Here is a 20,554-nt window from a genome sequence, read left to right on the forward strand (position 1 = left end):
TATCGCGTCGCCGCCCCGAGCCGGTGCCGCCCCCGGTTGCCTCTAAGATTTAGGCAGGAGGCCTTGATGAATACTTATACGACTGTGCCCAGTGGCGAACAGGTGGTGCAGGAACTGCCCTGGCGGTGGAAAGTCCAGGGCCGCATCTTCCTGATCGGCGGCCTCGGCTTTATGTTCGACGCCTGGGACGTCACCCTCAACGGCATCCTGATTCCGCTGCTCTCCACACACTGGGCCCTTGCCCCAGGTGAGGTGGCATGGGTGGGCACGGCAAACCTGATCGGCATGGCCCTCGGCGCCTTCATCTGGGGCACCATCGCGGACACGATCGGGCGCAAAAAAGCCTTCACGGCCACCCTGCTGATCTTCTCCCTCTTCACCGTCCTGGGGGCCTTCTCCCCCGACTTCGTCTGGTTCTGCGTGTTCCGGTTCATGGCCGGCTTCGGACTGGGCGGCTGCATTCCCGTGGACTACGCCCTGGTGGGCGAGTTCACGCCGCGGAAGCAGCGCGGCAGGGTCCTGACCGCGATGGATGGCTGGTGGCCCATCGGCGCCGCCCTCGCCGGTTTCGTGTCCGCGGCCCTGGTAGGGATCTTCGGCGACTGGCGCCTGACCATGCTGGTGATGGTCCTGCCTGCGCTCCTGGTGTTCTGGGTGCGCCGCAGCGTCCCCGAATCGCCACTGTTCCTGATCCGGAAGGGCCGGCGGGAGGAAGCGGCGAAAGTCATCGATGAGCTGGTGATAGCCACCGGCGCCGAGCCACGGGCCTACAGCCTCCCGGACGCACAGGAAGTCCCCCGGCTTTCCGCCGGCAGCGCCTGGCATCAGCTCAAGCTGGTCTGGCAGTTCAACTGGAAGATCACAGCAACTGCCTGGGCCCTCTTCTTCAGCATCCTGCTGGTCTACTACCTGTCCCTGACGTGGATGCCCCGGATTCTCATCGGCGCGGGCTTCGCAGAGTACAAGGCATTCATTACCACGGCGTCCATGGCCGCCGTCGGCCTGCTGGGCGTCATCGTGGCCGCGCTGCTGGTAGAGCGGGTAGGCCGCAAATGGATCCTTGCGATTGCCGGCCCGCTGTCCGCGCTGACCCTGGTGATCGTGGCTTTCGTGGTGGATATCCCCACTGCTGCCGTGTTCTGGCTGCTGGTTTTCGGATTTGTGGTGCAGGTGGCCATCCCGGTCCTCTATGCCTACGTGTCCGAGCTGTACCCCACCGAACTCCGCGGCACCGGGTTCGGCTGGGCGTCAACGTTCTCCCGGCTGGGCGCAGGCTTCGGTCCGCTCATCTTCGCCAACTACTTCTGGCCTGAACTGGGGCTGGCAACCTCGTTCGCGCTGGCCGGCGGCCTGGTCCTGCTGGCGGTGCTGTGGATGGCCTTCTTCTCCCCCGAGACCAAGCAACGCCGTCTTGAGTAGCAGTTATGGCTGTTGACGGCCGGAGTAAATAGCGGTCATCTCGTGATAATTGAAACCTTGCGGAACGGTAAGCACGCTGATTAGCTTATGGAGTCGGCATGGGGGTTTGGCATAACTCACTGAGAAGGAAGTGGCAACATGGGCATTATCGGATTTCTCATTTTGGGCTTGATTGCGGGAGCCATCGCCAAGCTCATCCTGCCCGGCAAGCAGGGCATTGGCTGGGTCATGACGCTGGTACTCGGCGTTGTGGGTGCACTCCTGGGCGGCTGGATCGGATCGCTGATCTTCGGCGGCGGACTGGCGGAATTCTTCGATATCCGGACGTGGCTGCTCGCCATTCTGGGTGCCGTCATCGTCCTGCTGGTTTATGGCGCAGTGACCGGACGCAGCCGCACCCGCGCCTAACCACTGGAACATAAAGCAGCATAAAGCAGAGAAAGGCGCCGCCTCCCGAAAGGGAAGCGGCGCCTTTCTGCTGTTCTGGCCAATGCTGTGCCGGTCAATGCTGTGCCGGTTAGTGCTGTGCCGGTCGATGCTGTGCCGGTCAATGCTGTGCCAGTCGATCCTGTCCAGGACCTCCCCGCAGGATCAGCCCCGGCCCGCAGGCGAGGATGCTGCGGCGAGGGAGGCCAGGGTGGCGATCAGGAGCCGGCGCTCCACCACCTTGATCTTTTCGTGCAGGGTTTCCTCAGTATCGGCATCCTCGATGACCACCGCTTCCTGGGCGACGATAGGTCCGGTGTCCATGCCGGCGTCGGCCCAGTGCACCGTGCAGCCGGTGACCTTCACCCCGTAGGCCATGGCATCGCGGACCCCGTGCGCGCCGGGGAAGGACGGCAGCAGGGCAGGGTGGGTGTTGAGGTACTTGCCGTTGAAGGCATTGATGAAGTCGGCGCTGACGATGCGCATAAAGCCTGAGGAAACCACCACGTCCGGGGCGTAGGAAGCTACGCGGGCGGTCAGCGCTGCGTCCCATTCTTCGCGGGTGGGGAACGAGTTGAAGTTGATCACGAACGTCTCCAGCCCGGCTTCGGAGGCGCGTTCGACGCCGTAGGTTCCCTCCCGGTCAGCGCCCACCGCGGCGATTTCAACGTCCAGCTCCCCTGACGTGGCGGCGTCGATGACAGCCTGGAGGTTGGAGCCGGTTCCGGAGACGAGGACTACGATGCGCATGGGTCTAGCTTATGGGCAGGCTCGCGTAGGCTGGAAAACATGAACCCCTCCACGGAACCGGCGCAAAAAAAGCGGACCAAACAGCCTCTGAGTGAGGCCGCCAAAAGTTCGCTGGGCAAGACCCGCAACCTGTTCCGCATCTTCATTGTCACCGTGCTGGGCGCCTTCTTTGTCTATCAGCTCGATGTCAGCTACCTGTGGCTCACCAGCATTCTGACGGTGGCGAGCCTGGTCATCGGCATCATTTTGCTGGTCCGCTCAGCGAAGCTGAAGGAATCCAGGCTGGTGCTCATCGGGACCATCTCCGGGCTGGTGGTCATGCTGATCATGGTGCTGGTCATCCTGGTGACAGCATTGTTCTTCGACCAGGTCAGGGACTTCCAGGCGTGCTCCCGGCAAGCCATTACGGACCAGGCGCTCTCCAGCTGCCGGGTCCAGCTTGAGGGCTCCCTGCCGGGTCTCCGCTAGGAGGAGGAGCCGCCGCAGGAGGAGCCGCTAGGAGGACCCGCCGCCAGGAACAGCCGGACCTAGCCGGAACCGGAACTAGCGGACCAGCTCCGCTTTCTCTTCCACCTGCTGGCGGCGTTCCAGCCACGGTCCGGCGGCATAACCGATCACGACGCCGGTCCCCACCTCCGCGGCGATCCACAGGCCCGTCCACAACGGGTCGGGGCCGATGGACGTAAGCCGCCCCAGGCCGGCGGAGCCGCGGGCCAGCCAGGCGAGCCCGGCGGCGAGGAGCCCTGATGCTGCGCCGACCAGCAGCCCCAGCACGAGGGTGGATACGGTGGCCGTAAACCAGCGGTAGCGCACCTTGATGGACAGCCACTCGTCGAAGTGGTTTTCCCCTTCACGCAGGAACCACCAGCCGGCGAGGATCCCGGCGAGGACCGGCACCACCAAAGCCACGAATCCGTAATCCAGCGGTCCTGACGGGATGGCGGCAAAAACCGGAATGGCGGGCAAGGGCCCGGCTGCGGTTCCCAGCGGGCCCACCTGCGAGCCCGCCCCCATGGCGAAACCGGAGCCGGACACCCAGGCGAGGGCAAAGACGGCCAGGTTGGGGAGGTAGCCGAGCTGCGCGATGGTGAGGGCCGCGCCCCCGACCGCGCCGGCGTCGAGCGCTTCATAGACAGAAATCACCAGGTTCCAGTGGATGAAGAAGTCCACCGCGAGGAGCGCGCACGCGAGTGCAAGCGCCGAGGTGAGCGCCAGGAACCCGGCCTTGGCGGCGGAGCCGAGGTAGGAACCGGCCCAGCGGGAGTGCTGGCTGGTGCGCGAGATCCAGTCGACGGCGTCGACGCCGATCAGCCGGCTCCACGAGCCTGCCTCACGGCGGGCGCCGATCACCATGCCCAGGGCGAAGGGGATCAGCGGGATGACCATGGCGTACCAGATGTTGATGACCACGTCCGGGGTGCGGCAGATGAAGCCGGTGGCCGCCCCAAACGCGGAGTAGACCAGCCAGGAGCCGAGGAGGGCCTGCCAGAGCTGATCGGTATAGGAGGCGCGGGCCAGGCGGCGCCCGGCGCGCCAGGCCAGCAGAAAAGGAATGAGGGTCAAGGCCAAGGGAACCAGGGTCAGCATGCCGGAGCCCGGACTGCCCGCCGTGCCCGGGCCGACCTCGGCCAGTTGGAGTGGCACCCCGTGGATCAGCAGCCAGGCCTGGCCGGCGAGGCGGGCCAGGGCGTCGAAGCCCGTGTTCTGGAAGCCGCCCGTAGCCCAGACGGCCACGATGGGGGCCAGCACCAAGAGCGCCGAGATGATGGCCGCCTGCGCCGTTTCGATGGCTCCCTGCAGCCACAAGGGCATGGGAATGCCACGGTCTCCGGTCTGATCAGCGCGCAGTTTCATCGTTTTCCATGGTGTCACGGCCGGGCCTGCGCACCGGTTTGCGACAGGCTCATTCCGTGTAAGAGACCAACCTCATCCTTGGGGCCTGGCGGCGCTTTTTCCACAGGTCCGCCGTAAAATTGGTATGTCCGCAATCAGTGGTTGGAGGCAGAAAATGACTACCGCATCCCCACACGCACACGGCGTACATTTTGGACGGGCAGATGTCCAGAACGCCGGCATGGGTGTGGGTGCACTTATGTTGTTGGTGGGAATCCTGGGCTTTATCCCCGGCGTGACCACCCAGTACAGCGAATTGATGTTCCTTGGGCCGGCTTCGCATGCCATGTTCCTTGGCCTGTTCCAGGTGTCCATGCTGCTCAATATTGTGCAGCTGGCCATCGGCGCAACCGGCCTGACCATGTCCCGCACGGAACACGGCGCCCGGAACTTCCTCATCGGCGCCGGCGCGCTGTACATCGTCCTCGCTATTTTCGGGCTCAGTGTCGGAGTGGATTCGGCGGCCAATTTCCTGTCGCTGAACATGGCGGACAACTGGACCCATCTTGTGCTGGGCGTCCTGATGATTGGTGCCGGCTGGCTGTTCTCAAGGAATCTGGCCAGCGATCGGCGGTAAACCCGGAATAACCAGCCGGGAATAAGGAGCCGCGAATGAGGAAGTTCTCTTAGTTCTGAATATTCGTCCTACTGGCCGGTGCAGTTGACGCGATTCCGCGGACGGCTGCACCGGCTTTCCTTTGCCCGCAGCCCACCTGTTCACCCAACCTTTCCCTCGGTGTAACACCTCCTCCCCCGCCGCGTCAGGCTGCGGGCCCACCGTTGAGGGGTGAGGATCGCAATTGTTGCCGAGTCATTCCTGCCGCTGATGAACGGGGTGACCCACTCCATCCTGCGGGTGCTGGAGCACCTGGAGGGTCAGGGCCACGACGTCCTGGTCATTGCGCCCTCACCCCATGCTGTGGCCGAGACCGCTGGGACCTCCGAGGTGGTCTACGGCGCCACGGTGCACCGGCTCCCCGCTGTTCCGCTGGCCGGCTACACCAATGTGCGGGTGGCGATGGGCGGTGTGTACCGGGTCAAGCGAATCCTTGCCGACTACGCACCCGATATCGTCCACCTCGCCTCGCCGTTTGTCCTGGGCTGGCGGGCCGTGCAGGCCGCCCACCAGCTGGGGATCCCCAGCATCGCCATCTACCAGACCGAGGTCCCCAGCTACGCCGCGCGGTATGGCGTGCCGTTCCTGGAGAACTGGGCCTGGAACCGGGTCGAAAACATCCACCTGCTGGCCACCCGCACGCTGGTGCCTTCCACTTTCGCGCTGAACCAGTTGCGCGGCCGCGGGATTCCGCGGGTTCAGATGTGGCGCCGCGGAGTGGATACCGCACGGTTCTCGCCGGGAAAGCGCGACGCCGGGTGGCGGGCTTCTGTGGCCCCTGGCGGTGAGCGGATCATCGGTTACGTCGGCCGGCTGGCGATCGAAAAGCAGGTGGAGGACCTGGCTGCGCTGGCCAATGTCCCGAACTCAAGGCTCGTCATTGTGGGCGACGGCCCCCAGCGGGCGGCGCTGCAGGAAGCACTGCCCCGTGCTGTCTTTACCGGGTTCCTCGGCGGCGAGGAACTAGCCAGGGCGGTGGCCTCCTTCGATCTCTTTGTCCACCCCGGCGAGTTCGAGACGTTCTGCCAGACCATCCAGGAGGCCATGGCGTCCGGCGTCCCGGTGGTGGCCACGGGACGCGGTGGGCCCCTGGATTTGGTGGAAAACTCGCGCACCGGCTGGCTGTACCAGCCCGGCGACCTGGCAGGCTTCCGGGCTCATGTCATGGACCTCATGGGCGACGACGCCAAGCGCCGCGCGTTCGCCACGGCAGCCCACGCCTCGGTCCAGAACCGGACGTGGCCTGCCCTGTGTGCCCAGCTTGAGGAGCACTACCGCCAGGTCTTGTCCAGCATGCCCTCAATCTCCGGAAGTGGAGCGTCCCTGTGAAAATTTCGGTGATCGGCTGCGGCTACCTCGGCGCGGTGCACGCCGCCACCCTCGCCTCGATGGGCCACACCGTGGTGGGCATCGACGTCGACGCCGCCAAAGTGGAGCAGCTCGGCCGCGGCCAGGCCCCCTTCTTCGAGCCGGGCCTGGACGAACTCCTCGCGGACGGCCGCGCCACCGGCCGGCTCAGCTTCTCCACGGATTTCTCCCGTGCCGCCCAGGCCCAGGTGCACTTCCTGTGCGTCGGGACGCCGCAGTCCAAGACGTCCGACGGCGCCGACCTCAGCTATCTCGTCTCAGCCACCGGGGCGCTGCTCCCGCACCTGGCGAGGGGCGCCGTCGTCGTCGGTAAATCAACGGTGCCCGTGGGCACGGTGGACATGCTCCAGGAAGTCCTGGCGGGGCGACCGGACGTGCAGCTGGGTTGGAACCCGGAGTTCCTGCGTCAGGGCACTGCGGTGAAGGACTCGCTGGTTCCGGACCGGCTGGTTTACGGCGTGGCCGGCGGGCGCGCCGCGGCGTTCAACCCGCGCACCGGCGCCCCGCGTGGTGTGGCGGCGGCGCTGGATGCCGTCTATGAGCCCTTGCTGAACGCCAGGATTCCGCGGCTGGTCTGCAATTTCGCCACCGCGGAGCTGATCAAATCGGCCGCCAACGCGTACCTGGCCACCAAGGTCAGCTTCATCAACGCGATCTCCGAGCTGTGCGACGCCTCGGGCGCGGACGTGGCGGAACTGAGTGAGGCCATGGGTATGGACCCGAGGATCGGCAACCGGTACATGCACGCCGGGCTGGGCTTCGGCGGCGGCTGCCTGCCCAAGGACATCCGCAGCCTCCGGACGCAGGCAGCGGCCCTGGGGGTTGACCCGGTTGACGAGTGGATGGGCGTGGTGGATTCCATCAACCTGCGGCAGCGGACCAGGACGGTGGAACGGGCCGCAGAGCTGTGCGGCAACGGGCTTTCCGGGCGGGCCGTCACCATCCTGGGCGCATCCTTCAAGCCGGAGACCGATGACATCCGCGATTCGCCGGCCCTGGACGTCGCGGTCCAGCTGGCTGCCGCGGGAGCGCACGTGACGGTGACGGATCCGAAAGCCATCAACCACGCGTGGCTGCGCTTTCCCCAGCTGCGGTTCGAGGCCTCCACCTCGCGGGCCCTGGAGGGTGCGGAGCTGGTGCTGCTCCTGACGGAATGGGACGAGTACCGCCGGCTGTCCCCTGCCGCTACGGGCGGCTTGGTGCGACGGCGGGTCATTCTGGATGCGCGGAACGTGCTGGATCCGGCAGCCTGGCAGGCCGAGGGCTGGGTGGTCCGCGGGCTGGGGACCAACGCAGGCACTGACGTCCGTGCGGATGTGGCGGCGGTAGGCGGAACCGCCCGAAAGTGACGCATTTGCGTTCCGTCCCCAGCGGCTGCACTTTATGATGTGCGTGGGGGTGGTTGCGCATGGGGGGATCCAGGCGGCAGAAAAACAGGGAATCTGCAGCACCGGCTTTCGGCGCGCTTCTGGACGCCAGCCCCGATGCCCTCCTGGTGCTCAACCCGGACGGCACCATCAGGCTCGCGAACGCGGCCTCAAGCAGGCTGTTCGGGTACCCGCGGGCAGAGCTGATCGGCAGCAGCCACTGGCGGCTCCTGTCCGAAGGGTTCCGGAACGAAACCGCCCAGCTGCTGGAGCGCCTGACGGCGCAGCCTGATGAACCCCTGCCGCCGCGGGAGGTTTACGGAATCCACCGCGACGGTACAGAGTTCGCCGCGGAGATCGCAGGATCACTGCTCGACGACGGCGGCTCGCAGCTGCTGCTCGTTTCGGTCCGCGGCACGGGGCACCGCAAGGAAGCGGATGCGGACCTGCGCGAGGCCATGTCCCTGCTGACGGCCACACTCGAATCCACCGCCGACGGAATCCTGGTGATCAACTCCGCGGGCAAGGTGGCCGGCCTCAATGACCAGTTCCTGAAGATGTGGGGCATTCCGCCCGAATTCATGGAAGCCTCTTCGGAGGAACCCGCCATGGGCGTGGTGATGTCCCAGGTGCAGGATCCGGCGGCTTTTATGGCCCGGATCGCCGAGGTGACGGACAACCCGGCAGCCGAGAGCCATGACGTGGTGGACCTGCTGGACGGCCGGACCTTTGAACGGTATTCGCGTCCGCAGAAAGTGGGCCACCGGATAGCGGGGCGCGTGTGGAGCTTCCGCGATGTGACTCCGCGCCGCGAAGCCCAGGAGCAGGCCCAGCAGGCCATGCGCGATCTTGCGGCGCAGGCCGAACAGCTGAAGGCCCTGGCCTTCCAGGACCCGCTGACCGGGCTGGCCAACCGGGCCGTGTTCAACGAGGCACTGGCTCAGGCCCTCCGCGAACCACGTCTCAAGTCCGTTGACGTCCTCCTGATTGACTTGGATGACTTCAAGGAAGTCAACGACATCCTGGGCCACCAGGCAGGCGACGACATGCTGGTGGAGGTGGCGCGCCGGCTTCGCGGCTGTACCCCTACCGCCGATGTGGTGGCGCGGCTGGGCGGCGATGAGTTCGTGGTGCTGCTGACTGCCTGCCCGGATGTGGAGGCCACGGCGGCGTGCATTGTGCGGTGCCTCAATGTCCCGGTGTGGATTGAGGGAACCATGCTGCGGCCCAGCCTGAGCCTGGGGCTGGCTTCCATCGGCAAGGATGCCGTGGTCCCGTCCGAACTGCTGCGTGAGGCGGACATCGCCATGTACGCGGCCAAGGCCGCCGGCAAGAACAGGTTCCTCAGGTTCCATCCGGACATGATGACGGCGCTGGTCCAGCGCACGGACATGGAGGCCGCCCTGCAGCTGGCGGTAGCGCGGGGTGAGATTTCCGTGGATCTCCAGCCCATTGTGTCGCCGCGCATGGGGCGGGTGGTCAAGGTTGAAGCGCTGGCGCGCTGGACCCGCGACGGCGAGAGGATCCCACCCGCTGTCTTCATTCCCATGGCGGAGCGAAGCGGCCTGGTTAACGAGATCGGCACCGAGGTGATGGCCCAGAGCCTGGCACTGTTGGCCCCGTGGCTGCGGGCCGATCCGTCCCGGTCACTGTCTTTGAATGTGTCCGGGGTTCAGCTGCTGGCACCGGATTTTGATGAGCGGGTTTTGCGGCTGGCCGAGCTTAGCGGGGTGGCTGCCTATCAGCTGGTCCTGGAGGTCACCGAGAGCGTGTTTTTCGACGCCGACTGCCACGTGATCCGCCAGCTGGGCAGCCTGCGGGAAGCGGGAGCCAGGGTTGCCCTGGACGACTTCGGCACGGGTTATTCGTCGCTGGGCCGGCTGCAGGACCTGCCGGTGGACATCGTAAAGATCGACAAGACCTTTGTGTCCATGGTGCGGACCGGGAACGAACGCCTGCCCATCCTCAGCTCCATGATCAACATGGCGCACAGCCTGGGCCTGACCGTCACTGCGGAGGGAATCGAGACCCCGGAGCAGGCGAACTACCTGATCGGGCTTGAGTGCGATTCGCTGCAGGGCTACCTGTTCTCGCACCCGGAGCCGGGCCACCGGTTCGAGCAGGCTTTGCAAAATGCCGGGCAGGCACTCGAGGCGCTGGCCCGGAGTTAGGCCGCTTTTTTGCGCTGCTTTGCCTGGGCCGGCTTCTTGGGCTGCTGGCTCTGGGGCTGGGTCGCTGCGCGCTGGCTGGCTGCCGGCTGCACGTCCGCGGCCGGCTGCGCCTCGGGGGCGCTCTCCGGCTCGGGCTGCACCTCAGGGGCAGGTTCCTGCTCCAACGGCACCTCAGCGGCAGGTTCCTGCTCCAACGGCACCTCAGCGGCAGGCTTCCCTTCCAACGGGAACTCTGCGTCGTCGTCGTACGCGGCTGCATACCCGCCGTAAGCGGCTGCGGCGTCGCGGTTACGGATCCAGCGGCGGACCAGATCCATCCCGGCGAGGACTCCGGCCAGCGGCGTCAGGACGGCGGCGGCGTAAACGAACAGCATCCAGGTGAGGGTGGCCATGGGCGGCTGGTTGTTGTTGAGCAGCGAGAGGCCGCCAAACGCTGCGATGACCCAAAAAAGCACCACGGCAGTCAACACCGCGGCGGCAGGAAAATACTGGTTCTTGACGATCTTTTTCAGGGTTTCCATGCACTTCCTCCTGCCTGGCCGGGGGTTGCGGCTGACCACCGCATCAAGGTCAAGTATGCGACCGCAGGCCCGTGGATTTGCGCAACACGCAGGAGGTGGTGACGAACCTAACTTGAGCAGATATTTCCTTCCCGATCCGGAGCCCGGCATCTACCGTGGAATGACCGGCATCGACGCCGGCGGGTACGTACCGTTAACACCTTTTGGAGGTCCCATGCGCAAACTGACTGCTGGCCTGTTCCACTCCGTCGACGGCGTGGTGTCAGAGCCGAATCTCTGGCAGTTCGACAGTTTCGATGAGGACCTTGGCAAGGGCATGACCGGCATGATGGAGCGCGTGGACACCGTGCTGCTGGGGCGGGTGAGCTACCAGGAATGGGCCGGCTACTGGCCCAATGCCACCGAGGACCAGGACTTTGCCGGCTTCATCAACCCGATGGAGAAGCATGTGGCCTCCCGGACGCTGACGGAGCCGCTGGAATGGCAGAACTCGCATCTGATCAAAGGTCCGCTGGACGGCTTTGTGGCGGAACTGAAAAGGCGCGACGGCGGCGAGATCGCCGTGATGGGCAGCATTTCCGTGACCCGGCAGCTGTTGTTCGCCGGGCTGCTGGATGAACTGACGCTCATGACGCACCCCGTGGTGGCCGGGAGCGGCCGGCACCTGTTCGAGGACGGCGACCCGCTCACCCGGCTCAGCCTGACGGACCAGTACAGGACCAGCAAGGGCAACGTGATCAGCACGTACTCACGGTTCGGCGGATGAGCGCACCCCGAGGCGGGTGACAGGAAACAGCGTCCGACGGCGGCACTCCCCCGGGTGCCGCCGTCGGCCTTTCTCCGGAGAATTTCGTGGCTGCAGAATTACTCCACGAGTAGAATCGAGTTGGGGCCCAGCGCGGAGCCACCGGCTCCACCGCAGCTCCGAGGATGGGGTGGCAACATGCTCAAGGCGTTGCTATTTACAGACGGCCTTTGCGCAGTGCACCCTTCAATGAAGAGCCGGACCCTTCGATGCGTTGCCCTGCTCTTTTCGGCGGCCCTGGTCCTGCCGGCCTGCACTTTCACTGACCCCACGGTGTCCTCCTCCAGCGGGACAGCCGGCCTGCCGGCCGCGGAGCTGGAGGAATTTGCCCAGCGTGCCCTGGAGCAGGGTGCGCCCGCTTTTGTCCTGCAGGTACGGAACGGGGATCAGCAGATCATCCGGGCCCACGGGGTAAAGGACCTGGATTCCAAGGAAGCCGCGGAGGCGACCGACAGGCTCTGGATCACGGGAGCCGGGACCCCCATGGTTGCCGTCCCGGTCCTGAAGCTGGTGGAGGAAGGCAGGGTGGCCCTGGACGCGCCAATCACGGGCTACCTTCCCGAGTTCGCCACGATCTTCCCGGCCTGGCAGGGCACCACTGTGCGGGAACTGCTGGGAAGCCGCACCGGCCTGCCCGATTACTTCCCCCGCCTGGCCACTTCCATGCCCGCAGAGCAACTGCAGACCACTGCGCTGAGCTACGAGCAAAGGCTCAGGATTGCGGCCGATACCGGGCTCCCGCGCCCACCGGCAGTGGACAGAGTCCTCTGGTCGGCTACCGACTGGGAGGTCCTGGCATGGATGCTTGAACGAATCCACGGCCGCCCCCTGGCTGAGGTCCTGGATACCGACGTCTTTGGGCCCGCCGGAATGACCAACACCATGGTTGCCTCGCCGGGCCAACCTTCCGAACCCATGCTTCACGGCTACGCCCTGTCTGCCGGTACGAGGCTGGACTTCACCAGGGTGGACATCTTTGCAGGCTCGGGCGACGCCGGCATCATCTCCACTGTTGAAGACGTGAGCACGTTTTTCAAAGCCCTGGCGTCCGGCCTGCTCCTGGGGGACGAAATGAAAAACGAAATGCTCAAGGGCAGCCAATACCAACTGGGCGGCCTCCAGACCAAGGACGGCATCTGTCCCGGCAGGCAACACGTACTCTTCGCCGGGGGTGGCGGGCCGTATTCCATCGTCTCCGTCTCGTCCCTGGACGGCCGGCAGCAGGCAGCGGCAGCCATGGCCCTGCCACCCATGGACCTGGACACCGGCGAAGTCCCTCTCCTCGTCGCACAGATCGAAGACGTTGTCGGGTCCACCGCCGGGGCCATGTGCTCCTAGACCATAGTCGGCCGCCTGACAGGGAACTGGTAAGCTCCACGACTGGAAAGCCCTAGAGAATTGCGGTAGCTGTGGACATATTGGGCGGAGTAAGCCTCGACTGGCTCAAGTACCTTACGTGGATTGCTGCCATCGCGGCCGGGCTGCTGACGGTCTTCCTGAGCCCCCGCCGGCCCGATCTTGCTGCACTGCGTGCCGTAGTCGTCTTTATGGTTGCCAGCGCAGGGGCAGGCATCTACATTCTGAATCATGTGGGCGACTCCCGCTGGGATTCCAAAGCGGAGGACCGCTTCAATGCTCCTCCACTGACCGAGACCCCCATGGTGGGTCAGTTTATGGAGCCCTTGGACTCCTTCCTTGGCGGAATGGTTGGAACTGTAAACCAGGTGGTGGACTTCCAGGCTGCCTTTCCCGTGGCCATGGAGTTCTTCGTGGCAGCAGGTTGGGCATTTGCCCTTTCCCTGCCGTTGGGCCTGCTCTCGCTGGTAGGCGCGTATCTGGAAGCAAAACGGCGGAAACGGGAGTTCCGTAGATATAAGATCCGGGTTGACGATCTCGCAGCCGAGCTCGAGGACATTAAGCGCCACCTCGACTACCAGCGGGCAGAACGCGCCGAATTCGGCTAGCGTCCGCTTCACCACGGCGCTGGGTTGATGTCACTTTCCTGTGCCCGCGGCGCTGAATCCGGTGGCAGATCAACTGTGTAGCGCCCGCCATGCTGCACCTCCTGGACTACCTGCGCCAGTGTCAGTTCGCTGCCCGCCGCCCAAGCAAGTCCAAACCGGATAGGCCCGGATTCGGAACGTGCTTTGTCGATCATCGCGTCGATCCGCCGGCGTTCCGCCGCGGCGAGCGGAATGCCCCGGTCGATGCGGTAGGCGGAAGCGGCGCCCAACACACGAATGGCGTGCTCGACGCGGTGCTGGGCTGTGTAGACGCCGGCCAAGGACTCGAGGAGAGCCACGAGATAGCCTGGGGTCCCAAACTCCAGCGCAGTACCGATTGCCTCGTAGAGTGACTGCTCGGCGGCATCGTAATCGCCCGCTTGCTCCAAGGCGTCTGCGAAGTTGACCAAGGTGTTCCCGAGGAGCGCCCTGTCGCCGAGCGGCCTGGCGTGTTCGACGGATTCACGGGACAAATCAAGCGCCCGGGCGTTATCGCCGGCGTAGAACGCCAGCAGCCCCAGGATAATCAACACGGCAACACGGGTGCGCGGGCTGGCGTGGGGCAGCGATAACGCTTCTGTAGCCAGCTTTTGGGCGGTCACCGGGTCGTCCTGCTGGGCGGCCTGCGTCGCCAGGCACATGGTGGTCCAGGCCATGCCCGCACCGTTCCCGGCTGACTCGAAAGCCTGGAGCGCCCGGCGGTGGAAGTGGGCCGCCTGGTCATACCGGCCAACCGTCCAGCACAAGGTCGCTGCTCCGCTCAACGCCGGTGCCCAAACCGAAGCGGAAGCGGAAGGTTCCGAAATGTCCTCCATGAGCGCCACGGCAATCCGGTGCTGCTCGGCCACGTCCCCGGTGAGCTCCCAGTAGTGCCAGAGGCTCCCGACAAGACGAAGAGCCACCTCTGCAGAGCCGCCGGGCCCGGTGGCCCACAGCAGCGCAGCCCTCAGGTCCGGGGCGTCGGAGTGCAGCAGCCGGAAGGCCTCCACCTGGCCAGACCCCCACAGCTGCGGGGCACCCTGCTCAGCAACGCCGAGAAAGTACTCTGCGTGCCGACGCCGGACCACGGCCGGGTTATCCAGCAGATAGAGCCGTTCACGGGCAAACTCGCGGATTGAATGCAGCATCGCAACACGGCTTTGTCCCGAATGATCCGTGTAGCGCCGCAGCAGGCTGTGGCGCGCGAGTGCGGCCAGGAAGTCCTCGGCGGGCAGGTCCTGGGGCGGCGGCTCCTGGCACACTGGGCCGGCGTCTCCCCCAGCGCCGCTGATAGCACCCACGGCCGAAGCGGTCGGATCGCCCGCGAAGACGCCAAGCCGGTCAAAGAGCAGACGCTCGCCGGGGCCCAGCATGTCGTAACTCCACGCGATCGTCGCAGTTAGGGTTCGTTGCCGGTCCGGGAGGTCACGGAACGCTGCGGGCAAGGCTGTCAGGCTGAGCTCCAAGTCTTCCAAGAGCGCGGCCTCACTGCGATGCCGCAATTGGGCGGCCGCCAGTTCGATGGCCAGCGGAAGGCCGTCCAAGCGGTGACACAAGCGGGACAGCACGCCGGCGTTGCCACTGTTGACATCGAAATGCGGGCGGACTGCCCGTCCTCGGGTGAGAAGCAGGTTTACCGCCGGCACCTCCCGCAGTTGGCTCGGCGGCAGGGGCTGGTCGAGCGGCGGCAAGGCTAGCGGCGCGAGTTCGTATTCATACTCGGCACGAAGCCCAAGGCATCGCCGGCTTGTGGTCAGGATCCTCAGTTCGGGGGCGGCCGTGAGCATATCCAGGACCACCGGCCACGCCTCCTCCAGGTGCTCGAAGTTGTCCAGGACCAACAGGAGCCTGCGCGTGCGCAGAAAGTGGGACGCGCTCTTGAGGGGATCTTCGCCAGCCTGGTCCGCCAGGCCCAGAGTCTCGGCGATGGCGCCGGCAACCTGCTGCGGTTGAGTGAGCGGGGCCAGATTAACCCAGCCCACGCCGTCGGCCATCCGCTGGCCGAGCTGAGCGGCCGCCGCCATCGCCAGCCGGGTCTTCCCGGTCCCGCCCGGGCCGGTGACGGTCACCAGCCTGCAGCCCTCCGAGCGGTAGAGGGAGCATACGTCCCCCAGTTCCGCATCCCGGCCAACCAGCGGGGTGAGCTCGGCCGGCAGGTTGTTCAGCCGCTGCCGGATCCTGCGGTGCCGGTCAGCGGGCGGAGCGGCAAGGCAAGGATCCTGCCGCAGCACCAGCGTTTCCAACTCCCGCAAGCGGGTCCCGGGATCAATCCCCAGTTCTGCGGCGAAGATGCTCCGCGCTTGGCGGCACGCCGCGAGGGCACCCGCCTGCCGGTCGGCGCGGTACTCAGCGAGGACCAGCGCGGCCCACAACCGTTCCCGGAACGGATGCTGCTGTACCAGCCGCTGCAGCTCCCCCACCAGGGTGCCGTGCCTGCCCAGGGCAAGCTCGACGTCGATGAGGTCCTGGTGCGCGTCCAGCCGGGCTTCTTCCAGTTCGTCCAGGTCCGGCCCCAGAAGCTCGATATCGGCAAGGTCCGGGAAGGCCGGTCCTGTGAAGAGCTCAATGGCTTGGCGCAGGTGGTCCTCGCCTCCGGCCAGGTCCCCCGCCGCCACCGCCGACTCCCCGGCGGTGACGTGTTCACGAAACTGCAGCAGGTCGAGTTCGTCCTCGGCAACTGTCAGCTGGTAGCCACCCGGCCGGCTGGCGAGGCGCCGGGAAGCAGCGCCCTTAAGCCGGTCAGGTTCAAGCAGGCGCCTGAGGTTTGCAACGTAGACCTGGAGTTGCGGCCCCGGCTGCGCAGGCGGGCGGCCGTCCCAGACTGCCTCGGCCAGAAAGTCGGCGGCGACCACCGAGTTGGCCCGGAGCGCCAGAGTTTCGAGGACGATCCGCGGCTTCCCGCTGCTCACGGCAACGGGCGTCCCATCCGCGATGACCTCCAACGGGCCCAAAGCCTTGATCCACAGTGCGCTCATCTCGAGCACCCCTCACCGACCGGTGAATTTCCGGACACATCAACCCCCATCATGCTCCCGACCAAGCGGAGGGTCCAGTGTTCCGCAGGCGATTAAGGACCGGTTAAGGCCCCGGGACCACTCTGGTTTCACCACCCGAAAACCTCCGAAAGGAAAGTCCCATGAAAAACAACAGCATTACCCGTGGTCTGGCACTGTCCGCTCTGGCAGCCGGCGCGCTCGTTGCACCCTCGCAGCCTGCGGTTGCAGACTTCTTCTATTTGCTGCCAGCGGGCACCGCGTGTGACTTCAACCTCGGGTACGCGGGCACCGGAGGGAATCTACAGATCAAGGACTTTAAGGACGCGGACGGAAACGTAGTCCGTCATCTGGAATCGGGGAAGGGCGTGCTCCTGACCTACACAAACTACGGGTCCAAGCCTAAGAAACCCGTAGCGGGTGAGTCCATCACCATCCGAACTGACGGTTCGGTGACAGAGACGGTGTACAACCCGGACGGTACCCGGACTGTCACCGCAACGGGGCATAACGGCCTCATTATGTTTCCTACGGACATTCCAGAGGGACCGACGACGACGCACTACATCGGAAAAATCGTTTTCACGATTGACAAGAATGACGTGTTCACTCTCGTAAGTACCACTGGACAGCAAGTCGACGTCTGCACAGAACTGGCCGGCTGACTCCCCTGGCAACTTCTATACGAGCGACAACAACTGCATAGGAACAACGAGGGGCGGGTGAACACCCGCCCCTTTGCTATGCCCCTTTGCTATGTCCCGGACAGTCCGCACAAAAAATGATCGATAACCCGTTGACAGTAAAGTGATCGATAACCATAATTGTGTTACCGATCACTTTCCAGTCGGAAGCCGGCACCGCATCAGCTAAGAATGCGCCGGCACCGCTTCACAAGCAACATCGTCGTTGAAACCGGAGGACCCCACGTCGCCGTGGACCGTCCTGCTCAGTGAGGAACCAACATGCGTCAATTCAACATCCCGGGGGAGAACTGTGCCGCGTCGCAGGCCAGCACTCCCTTGGCGGAGGCCACGCCGTGAGCGCCCTATCCGAGCTCAGCAAGCTCAAAGGCAAAGGCATGGGCTCGGAAGCCCGGGACACCAAAGCTGCCCTGGTCTTCCTGGCTCCCTGGCTGGTGGGACTCGTCGCCATAACTCTGGGCCCCATGCTGATCTCGCTCTACCTGTCCTTCACGGACTACAACCTGCTCCAGGAACCGGAGCTCGTCGGCTTCGAAAACTTCAGCCGGATGCTGGAGGACTCGCGGCTGCAGAACTCCCTGAAGGTGACCTTCATCTACGTTCTGGTGGGCGTCCCGCTCCAGCTGGCCGTGGCCCTGTTGATCGCCATGGTCCTGGACCGCGGCATCCGCGGCCTCCCGTTCTACCGGTCCGTGTTCTACCTGCCGTCCCTGCTCGGCGGCTCGGTGGCCGTGGCCATCCTCTGGAAGCAGATCTTCGGCACCACCGGCCTGGTGAACCAGTTCCTGGCACTGATGGGGATCGAGGGCCCGGGCTGGATTTCAGATCCCAGCACGGCACTGAGCACCATCATCCTGCTGCACATCTGGACCTTCGGCAGCCCCATGATCATCTTCCTCGCAGGTCTCCGCCAGATCCCGGTCATGTACTACGAGGCAGCCCAGGTGGACGGTGCCTCCAAAACGGCCCAGTTCTTCAGGATCACACTGCCGCTGCTCAGCCCCATCATCTTCTTCAACCTGGTGCTGCAGATCGTGGGCGCCTTCCAGTCCTTCACCCAGGCGTTCATCGTCTCGGGCGGCACCGGCGGCCCCTCGGATTCCACAATGTTCTTCACGCTCTACCTGTACCAGAAGGGCTTCGGCCAGTTCGACATGGGCTACGCCTCAGCCATGGCCTGGGTCCTGCTGCTCATCATCGGCGCCTTCACCGCCATCAACTTCTACGCCTCAAAGTTCTGGGTGTTCTATGACGACTGAAATCCAGCCCCTGTCCCCCGCTCCCGCCACGCCCCGCCCCGGCGGCGCGGCAGCGGGCCCGCCCAAGGCTTCCCCACGCCGGCCGAAGTCGCCGGCGGCGAAACGCCTCCGCGCTGCCGGGAAGCACCTGCTGCTGATCGTCTCGGCACTGGCCATGATCTACCCGCTGCTCTGGATGATCGCGTCCTCGCTGCGGCCCAACGAGCTGATCTTCCGGGAACCCGGCCTGCTGCTCTCCACGTTTGAGGTGGGCAACTACAGCGAGGGCTGGAACGCCCTGGCCAACCCGTTCTCCACCTACCTGCTGAACTCCGCAATGGTGGTGTTTGGCTGCATCCTCGGCAACCTGGTGTCCTGTTCGATGGCTGCCTACGCGTTTGCCCGCCTGAACTTCAAGGGCAAGAAGTGGCTGTTCGGGGCCATGCTGCTGACCATCATGCTGCCGTTCCACGTGGTGATCGTGCCGCAGTACATCCTGTTCTCCCAGATCGGCTGGGTGAACACGTTCTGGCCGATCATCCTCCCCAAGCTGCTCGCCACAGACGCGTTCTTCGTGTTCCTGATGGTCCAGTTCATCCGCGGCATCCCCAAGGACCTGGACGAAGCAGCCAGGATTGACGGAGCCGGCCACCCCCGCATCTTCCTCCAGGTCATCCTGCCGCTGATGGTCCCGGCGCTGGCAACCACCACCATCTTCACGTTCATCTGGACCTGGAACGATTTCTTCAGCCAGCTGATCTATCTCACGGATCCGAAGATGTTCACCGTCCCGGTGGCGCTGCGGGCGTTCGTCGATGCGACGGCGACCACCTCCTGGGGCTCGCTGTTCGCCATGTCCATCGTGTCCCTGCTCCCCGTCTTCATCGCTTTCCTCCTGGGCCAGAAATTCCTGGTCAAGGGCATCGCCACCACCGGTATCAAGTAACTCCCACCCCCACCTCCGGCGCCGACGTCGACGCCGCCCTTTGAAAGGACTCCCATGAACCACATTCCCACCCGCCGGACGTACCTGAAGCTTTCAGCCGCCGTCGCAGCCTCGGTCATCGCTTTGTCCGGCTGCGCGGCCGGAGGCACCCCCGCTGCCGAGGAGACCGGGCCGGTCACGATCCGGTTCACGTGGTGGGGCGGCGACGCACGGCAAAAGGCAACGCAGAAGGTCATCGATGCCTTCCAGGCCGAAAACCCCAACATCACGGTTAAAGGCGAATACAGCGACTGGACCGGATACTGGGACAAGCTCGCCACCCAGGTGGCAGCCAACGATGCACCTGACATTATTCAGATGGACGAGAAGTACGTGCGCGAATACGGCGACCGCGGCGCACTGCTGGACATGAAGAAGCTCACCGGCCTGGACACGTCCGGGATCGAACCGGACACCCTGAAGAGCGGCGAGGTGGACGGTGAGCTGGTGGGCCTGGTCACCGGCGTTGCCACCTTCTGCATTGCGGCGAACCCCAGCGTCCTCGCCAAGGCCGGCGTGGCCATGCCGGACGACACCAAGTGGAGCTGGGAGGACTACCGGAAGATCGGCCAGCAGGTCAGCGCCAGCGGCGCAGGCACCGGCGTCGGCGTCCAGTACGGCGATCAGGACCTCTACATCTGGGCCCGCCAGAACGGCGACCGGCTGTACGACGATTCCGGCAAGGTGGTCATCAAGCCCGAGACCCTGGTCTCGTTCTGGAAGCACACCCTGGAGCTCTCCAAGTCCGGCGCCGGCCCCAAGCCTTCGGCAATCATCGAGAACGCCTCCGCATCCCTGAACCAGACCGCGATCGCCAAGAACGAGATGGGCTTTGCCGGTGTCTTCAGCACCCAGCTCACTGCCTACTCGGGTGCCGCCGGCCAGGAGCTCAAACTGCTGCGCCTGCCCGGCGAATCAACGTCCAAGGAAGCGGGCGCGTACTACAAGCCGTCCATGTTCTGGTCCGTCTCATCACGCACCAAGAACCAGAAGGCCGCCGAGAAGTTCCTGAACTACCTGACCAACAGCCAGACAGCGGCGGACATCATGCTTACCGAGCGTGGCATCCCGGCCAATACCAAGATGCGTGAAGCCATTGCGCCCAAGCTCAACGCCACGGACAAGGCCGCCATCGCCTTCACCGACGCCATCGCCGATGAGGTCCGCCCCGCCCCGCCCATCACGCCTTCCGGCGGAAGCACCATCACGGACATCCTTAGCCGCTACACCTCGGACATCCTGTTCGAGCGCAACACCCCGGAAAAGTCCGCCCAGCCCTTCATCGACGAACTCTCCTCCTCACTCCGGAAGTAACC

At 65.0% G+C, this 20,554-nt stretch carries 18 protein-coding genes; 14 read left to right on the forward strand and 4 right to left on the reverse strand.

Features of this window, described 5'->3' with window-relative positions; genetic code table 11:
• Positions 1-66 precede the first annotated feature (66 nt).
• Together ACP7AX_RS00910 and ACP7AX_RS00915 are read left to right on the forward strand one after the other, a co-directional pair.
• Positions 67-1,419 (forward strand): MFS transporter, encoded by a 1,353-nt coding sequence (locus ACP7AX_RS00910; protein WP_426225026.1) that lies wholly within the window; start codon positions 67-69, stop codon positions 1,417-1,419.
• A 138-nt stretch (positions 1,420-1,557) separates the two neighbouring features.
• Positions 1,558-1,827 (forward strand): GlsB/YeaQ/YmgE family stress response membrane protein, encoded by a 270-nt coding sequence (locus ACP7AX_RS00915; protein ID WP_131682169.1) that lies wholly within the window; start codon positions 1,558-1,560, stop codon positions 1,825-1,827.
• 183 nt (positions 1,828-2,010) lie between these two features.
• On the opposite strand, the gene purN is transcribed toward ACP7AX_RS00915, so the two are convergent.
• Complete coding sequence (purN, locus tag ACP7AX_RS00920) at positions 2,011-2,595, reverse strand: phosphoribosylglycinamide formyltransferase (protein WP_426225027.1); 585 nt, start codon at positions 2,593-2,595, stop codon at positions 2,011-2,013.
• A gap of 39 nt (positions 2,596-2,634) precedes the next feature.
• Here purN and ACP7AX_RS00925 point away from each other — a divergent pair, with 39 nt between their 5' ends.
• Positions 2,635-3,063: a hypothetical protein gene (locus ACP7AX_RS00925; RefSeq protein WP_426225028.1), complete on the forward strand. Its 429-nt coding sequence runs from the start codon at positions 2,635-2,637 to the stop codon at positions 3,061-3,063.
• A gap of 75 nt (positions 3,064-3,138) precedes the next feature.
• On the opposite strand, the gene ACP7AX_RS00930 is transcribed toward ACP7AX_RS00925, so the two are convergent.
• Positions 3,139-4,449 carry a DUF6350 family protein gene (locus ACP7AX_RS00930; RefSeq protein WP_426225029.1) on the reverse strand — a complete coding sequence of 437 codons (1,311 nt, stop codon included), beginning with the start codon at positions 4,447-4,449 and terminating at the stop codon, positions 3,139-3,141.
• Between the two features lie 154 nt (positions 4,450-4,603).
• On the opposite strand from ACP7AX_RS00930, the gene ACP7AX_RS00935 reads away from it, so the two are divergent.
• The 4 genes from ACP7AX_RS00935 (at position 4,604) to ACP7AX_RS00950 (ending at position 10,010) form a co-directional block, all read left to right on the forward strand.
• A complete protein-coding gene (locus tag ACP7AX_RS00935) occupies positions 4,604-5,065 on the forward strand; it encodes a DUF4383 domain-containing protein (protein WP_131682173.1) in 462 nt (153 codons plus the stop codon).
• 210 nt (positions 5,066-5,275) lie between these two features.
• Positions 5,276-6,433 carry a glycosyltransferase family 4 protein gene (locus tag ACP7AX_RS00940; protein ID WP_426225030.1) on the forward strand — a complete coding sequence of 386 codons (1,158 nt, stop codon included), beginning with the start codon at positions 5,276-5,278 and terminating at the stop codon, positions 6,431-6,433.
• Entirely contained in the window at positions 6,430-7,821 is a 1,392-nt protein-coding gene (locus ACP7AX_RS00945) for a UDP-glucose dehydrogenase family protein (RefSeq protein WP_426225031.1), read from the forward strand. Before ACP7AX_RS00940 ends, ACP7AX_RS00945 begins: the two co-directional genes overlap by 4 nt.
• Positions 7,822-7,880: 59 nt before the next feature.
• Positions 7,881-10,010, forward strand: a complete 2,130-nt coding sequence (locus ACP7AX_RS00950; protein ID WP_426225032.1) for a putative bifunctional diguanylate cyclase/phosphodiesterase — start codon at positions 7,881-7,883, stop codon at positions 10,008-10,010.
• Here the strand turns inward: ACP7AX_RS00950 and ACP7AX_RS00955 are convergent.
• Complete coding sequence (locus tag ACP7AX_RS00955) at positions 10,007-10,531, reverse strand: hypothetical protein (RefSeq protein WP_426225033.1); 525 nt, start codon at positions 10,529-10,531, stop codon at positions 10,007-10,009. The genes ACP7AX_RS00950 and ACP7AX_RS00955 overlap by 4 nt on opposite strands.
• Positions 10,532-10,745: 214 nt before the next feature.
• On the opposite strand from ACP7AX_RS00955, the gene ACP7AX_RS00960 reads away from it, so the two are divergent.
• From ACP7AX_RS00960 to ACP7AX_RS00970, 3 genes are all read left to right on the forward strand, one after another.
• On the forward strand, positions 10,746-11,297 hold the full coding sequence (locus tag ACP7AX_RS00960) for a dihydrofolate reductase family protein (RefSeq protein ID WP_426225034.1): 552 nt from the start codon (positions 10,746-10,748) through the stop codon (positions 11,295-11,297).
• Positions 11,298-11,525: 228 nt separating this feature from the next.
• Positions 11,526-12,674, forward strand: a complete 1,149-nt coding sequence (locus ACP7AX_RS00965; protein WP_426225035.1) for a serine hydrolase domain-containing protein — start codon at positions 11,526-11,528, stop codon at positions 12,672-12,674.
• 71 nt (positions 12,675-12,745) lie between these two features.
• On the forward strand, positions 12,746-13,300 hold the full coding sequence (locus tag ACP7AX_RS00970; RefSeq protein ID WP_426225036.1) for a hypothetical protein: 555 nt from the start codon (positions 12,746-12,748) through the stop codon (positions 13,298-13,300).
• An 8-nt stretch (positions 13,301-13,308) separates the two neighbouring features.
• Here ACP7AX_RS00970 and ACP7AX_RS00975 read toward each other — a convergent pair whose 3' ends face one another.
• The gene (locus ACP7AX_RS00975; protein ID WP_426225037.1) at positions 13,309-16,293 is read right to left on the reverse strand and encodes a BTAD domain-containing putative transcriptional regulator; all 2,985 of its coding nucleotides are present in this window, start codon (positions 16,291-16,293) and stop codon (positions 13,309-13,311) included.
• 161 nt (positions 16,294-16,454) lie between these two features.
• Between ACP7AX_RS00975 and ACP7AX_RS00980 the strand changes: the two genes are divergently transcribed.
• From ACP7AX_RS00980 to ACP7AX_RS00995, 4 genes are all read left to right on the forward strand, one after another.
• Positions 16,455-16,976 (forward strand): hypothetical protein, encoded by a 522-nt coding sequence (locus ACP7AX_RS00980; RefSeq protein WP_426225038.1) that lies wholly within the window; start codon positions 16,455-16,457, stop codon positions 16,974-16,976.
• Between the two features lie 416 nt (positions 16,977-17,392).
• A complete protein-coding gene (locus tag ACP7AX_RS00985; RefSeq protein ID WP_426225290.1) occupies positions 17,393-18,274 on the forward strand; it encodes a carbohydrate ABC transporter permease in 882 nt (293 codons plus the stop codon).
• Positions 18,264-19,199 (forward strand): carbohydrate ABC transporter permease, encoded by a 936-nt coding sequence (locus ACP7AX_RS00990; RefSeq protein WP_426225039.1) that lies wholly within the window; start codon positions 18,264-18,266, stop codon positions 19,197-19,199. Before ACP7AX_RS00985 ends, ACP7AX_RS00990 begins: the two co-directional genes overlap by 11 nt.
• 54 nt (positions 19,200-19,253) lie before the next feature.
• Entirely contained in the window at positions 19,254-20,552 is a 1,299-nt protein-coding gene (locus ACP7AX_RS00995; RefSeq protein ID WP_426225040.1) for an extracellular solute-binding protein, read from the forward strand.
• The last annotated feature ends 2 nt before the right edge of the window (positions 20,553-20,554 follow it).

Origin of the sequence: Pseudarthrobacter sp. DSP2-3-2b1 (assembly GCF_049895945.1) — a bacterium.
Lineage (GTDB): Bacteria > Actinomycetota > Actinomycetes > Actinomycetales > Micrococcaceae > Arthrobacter.

Coding starts and splice junctions, on each gene's coding strand:
- ACP7AX_RS00995 (WP_426225040.1), top strand. CDS start 19,254: ATGAACCACATTCCCACCCGCCGGACGTACCTGAAGCTTTCAGCCGCC.
- ACP7AX_RS00990 (WP_426225039.1), top strand. CDS start 18,264: ATGACGACTGAAATCCAGCCCCTGTCCCCCGCTCCCGCCACGCCCCGC.
- ACP7AX_RS00925 (WP_426225028.1), top strand. CDS start 2,635: ATGAACCCCTCCACGGAACCGGCGCAAAAAAAGCGGACCAAACAGCCT.
- ACP7AX_RS00915 (WP_131682169.1), top strand. CDS start 1,558: ATGGGCATTATCGGATTTCTCATTTTGGGCTTGATTGCGGGAGCCATC.
- ACP7AX_RS00935 (WP_131682173.1), top strand. CDS start 4,604: ATGACTACCGCATCCCCACACGCACACGGCGTACATTTTGGACGGGCA.
- ACP7AX_RS00975 (WP_426225037.1), bottom strand. CDS start 16,293: ATGAGCGCACTGTGGATCAAGGCTTTGGGCCCGTTGGAGGTCATCGCG.
- ACP7AX_RS00930 (WP_426225029.1), bottom strand. CDS start 4,449: ATGAAACTGCGCGCTGATCAGACCGGAGACCGTGGCATTCCCATGCCC.
- ACP7AX_RS00980 (WP_426225038.1), top strand. CDS start 16,455: ATGAAAAACAACAGCATTACCCGTGGTCTGGCACTGTCCGCTCTGGCA.
- ACP7AX_RS00960 (WP_426225034.1), top strand. CDS start 10,746: ATGCGCAAACTGACTGCTGGCCTGTTCCACTCCGTCGACGGCGTGGTG.
- ACP7AX_RS00950 (WP_426225032.1), top strand. CDS start 7,881: ATGGGGGGATCCAGGCGGCAGAAAAACAGGGAATCTGCAGCACCGGCT.
- ACP7AX_RS00985 (WP_426225290.1), top strand. CDS start 17,393: ATGGGCTCGGAAGCCCGGGACACCAAAGCTGCCCTGGTCTTCCTGGCT.
- ACP7AX_RS00910 (WP_426225026.1), top strand. CDS start 67: ATGAATACTTATACGACTGTGCCCAGTGGCGAACAGGTGGTGCAGGAA.
- ACP7AX_RS00955 (WP_426225033.1), bottom strand. CDS start 10,531: ATGGAAACCCTGAAAAAGATCGTCAAGAACCAGTATTTTCCTGCCGCC.
- purN (WP_426225027.1), bottom strand. CDS start 2,595: ATGCGCATCGTAGTCCTCGTCTCCGGAACCGGCTCCAACCTCCAGGCT.
- ACP7AX_RS00965 (WP_426225035.1), top strand. CDS start 11,526: ATGAAGAGCCGGACCCTTCGATGCGTTGCCCTGCTCTTTTCGGCGGCC.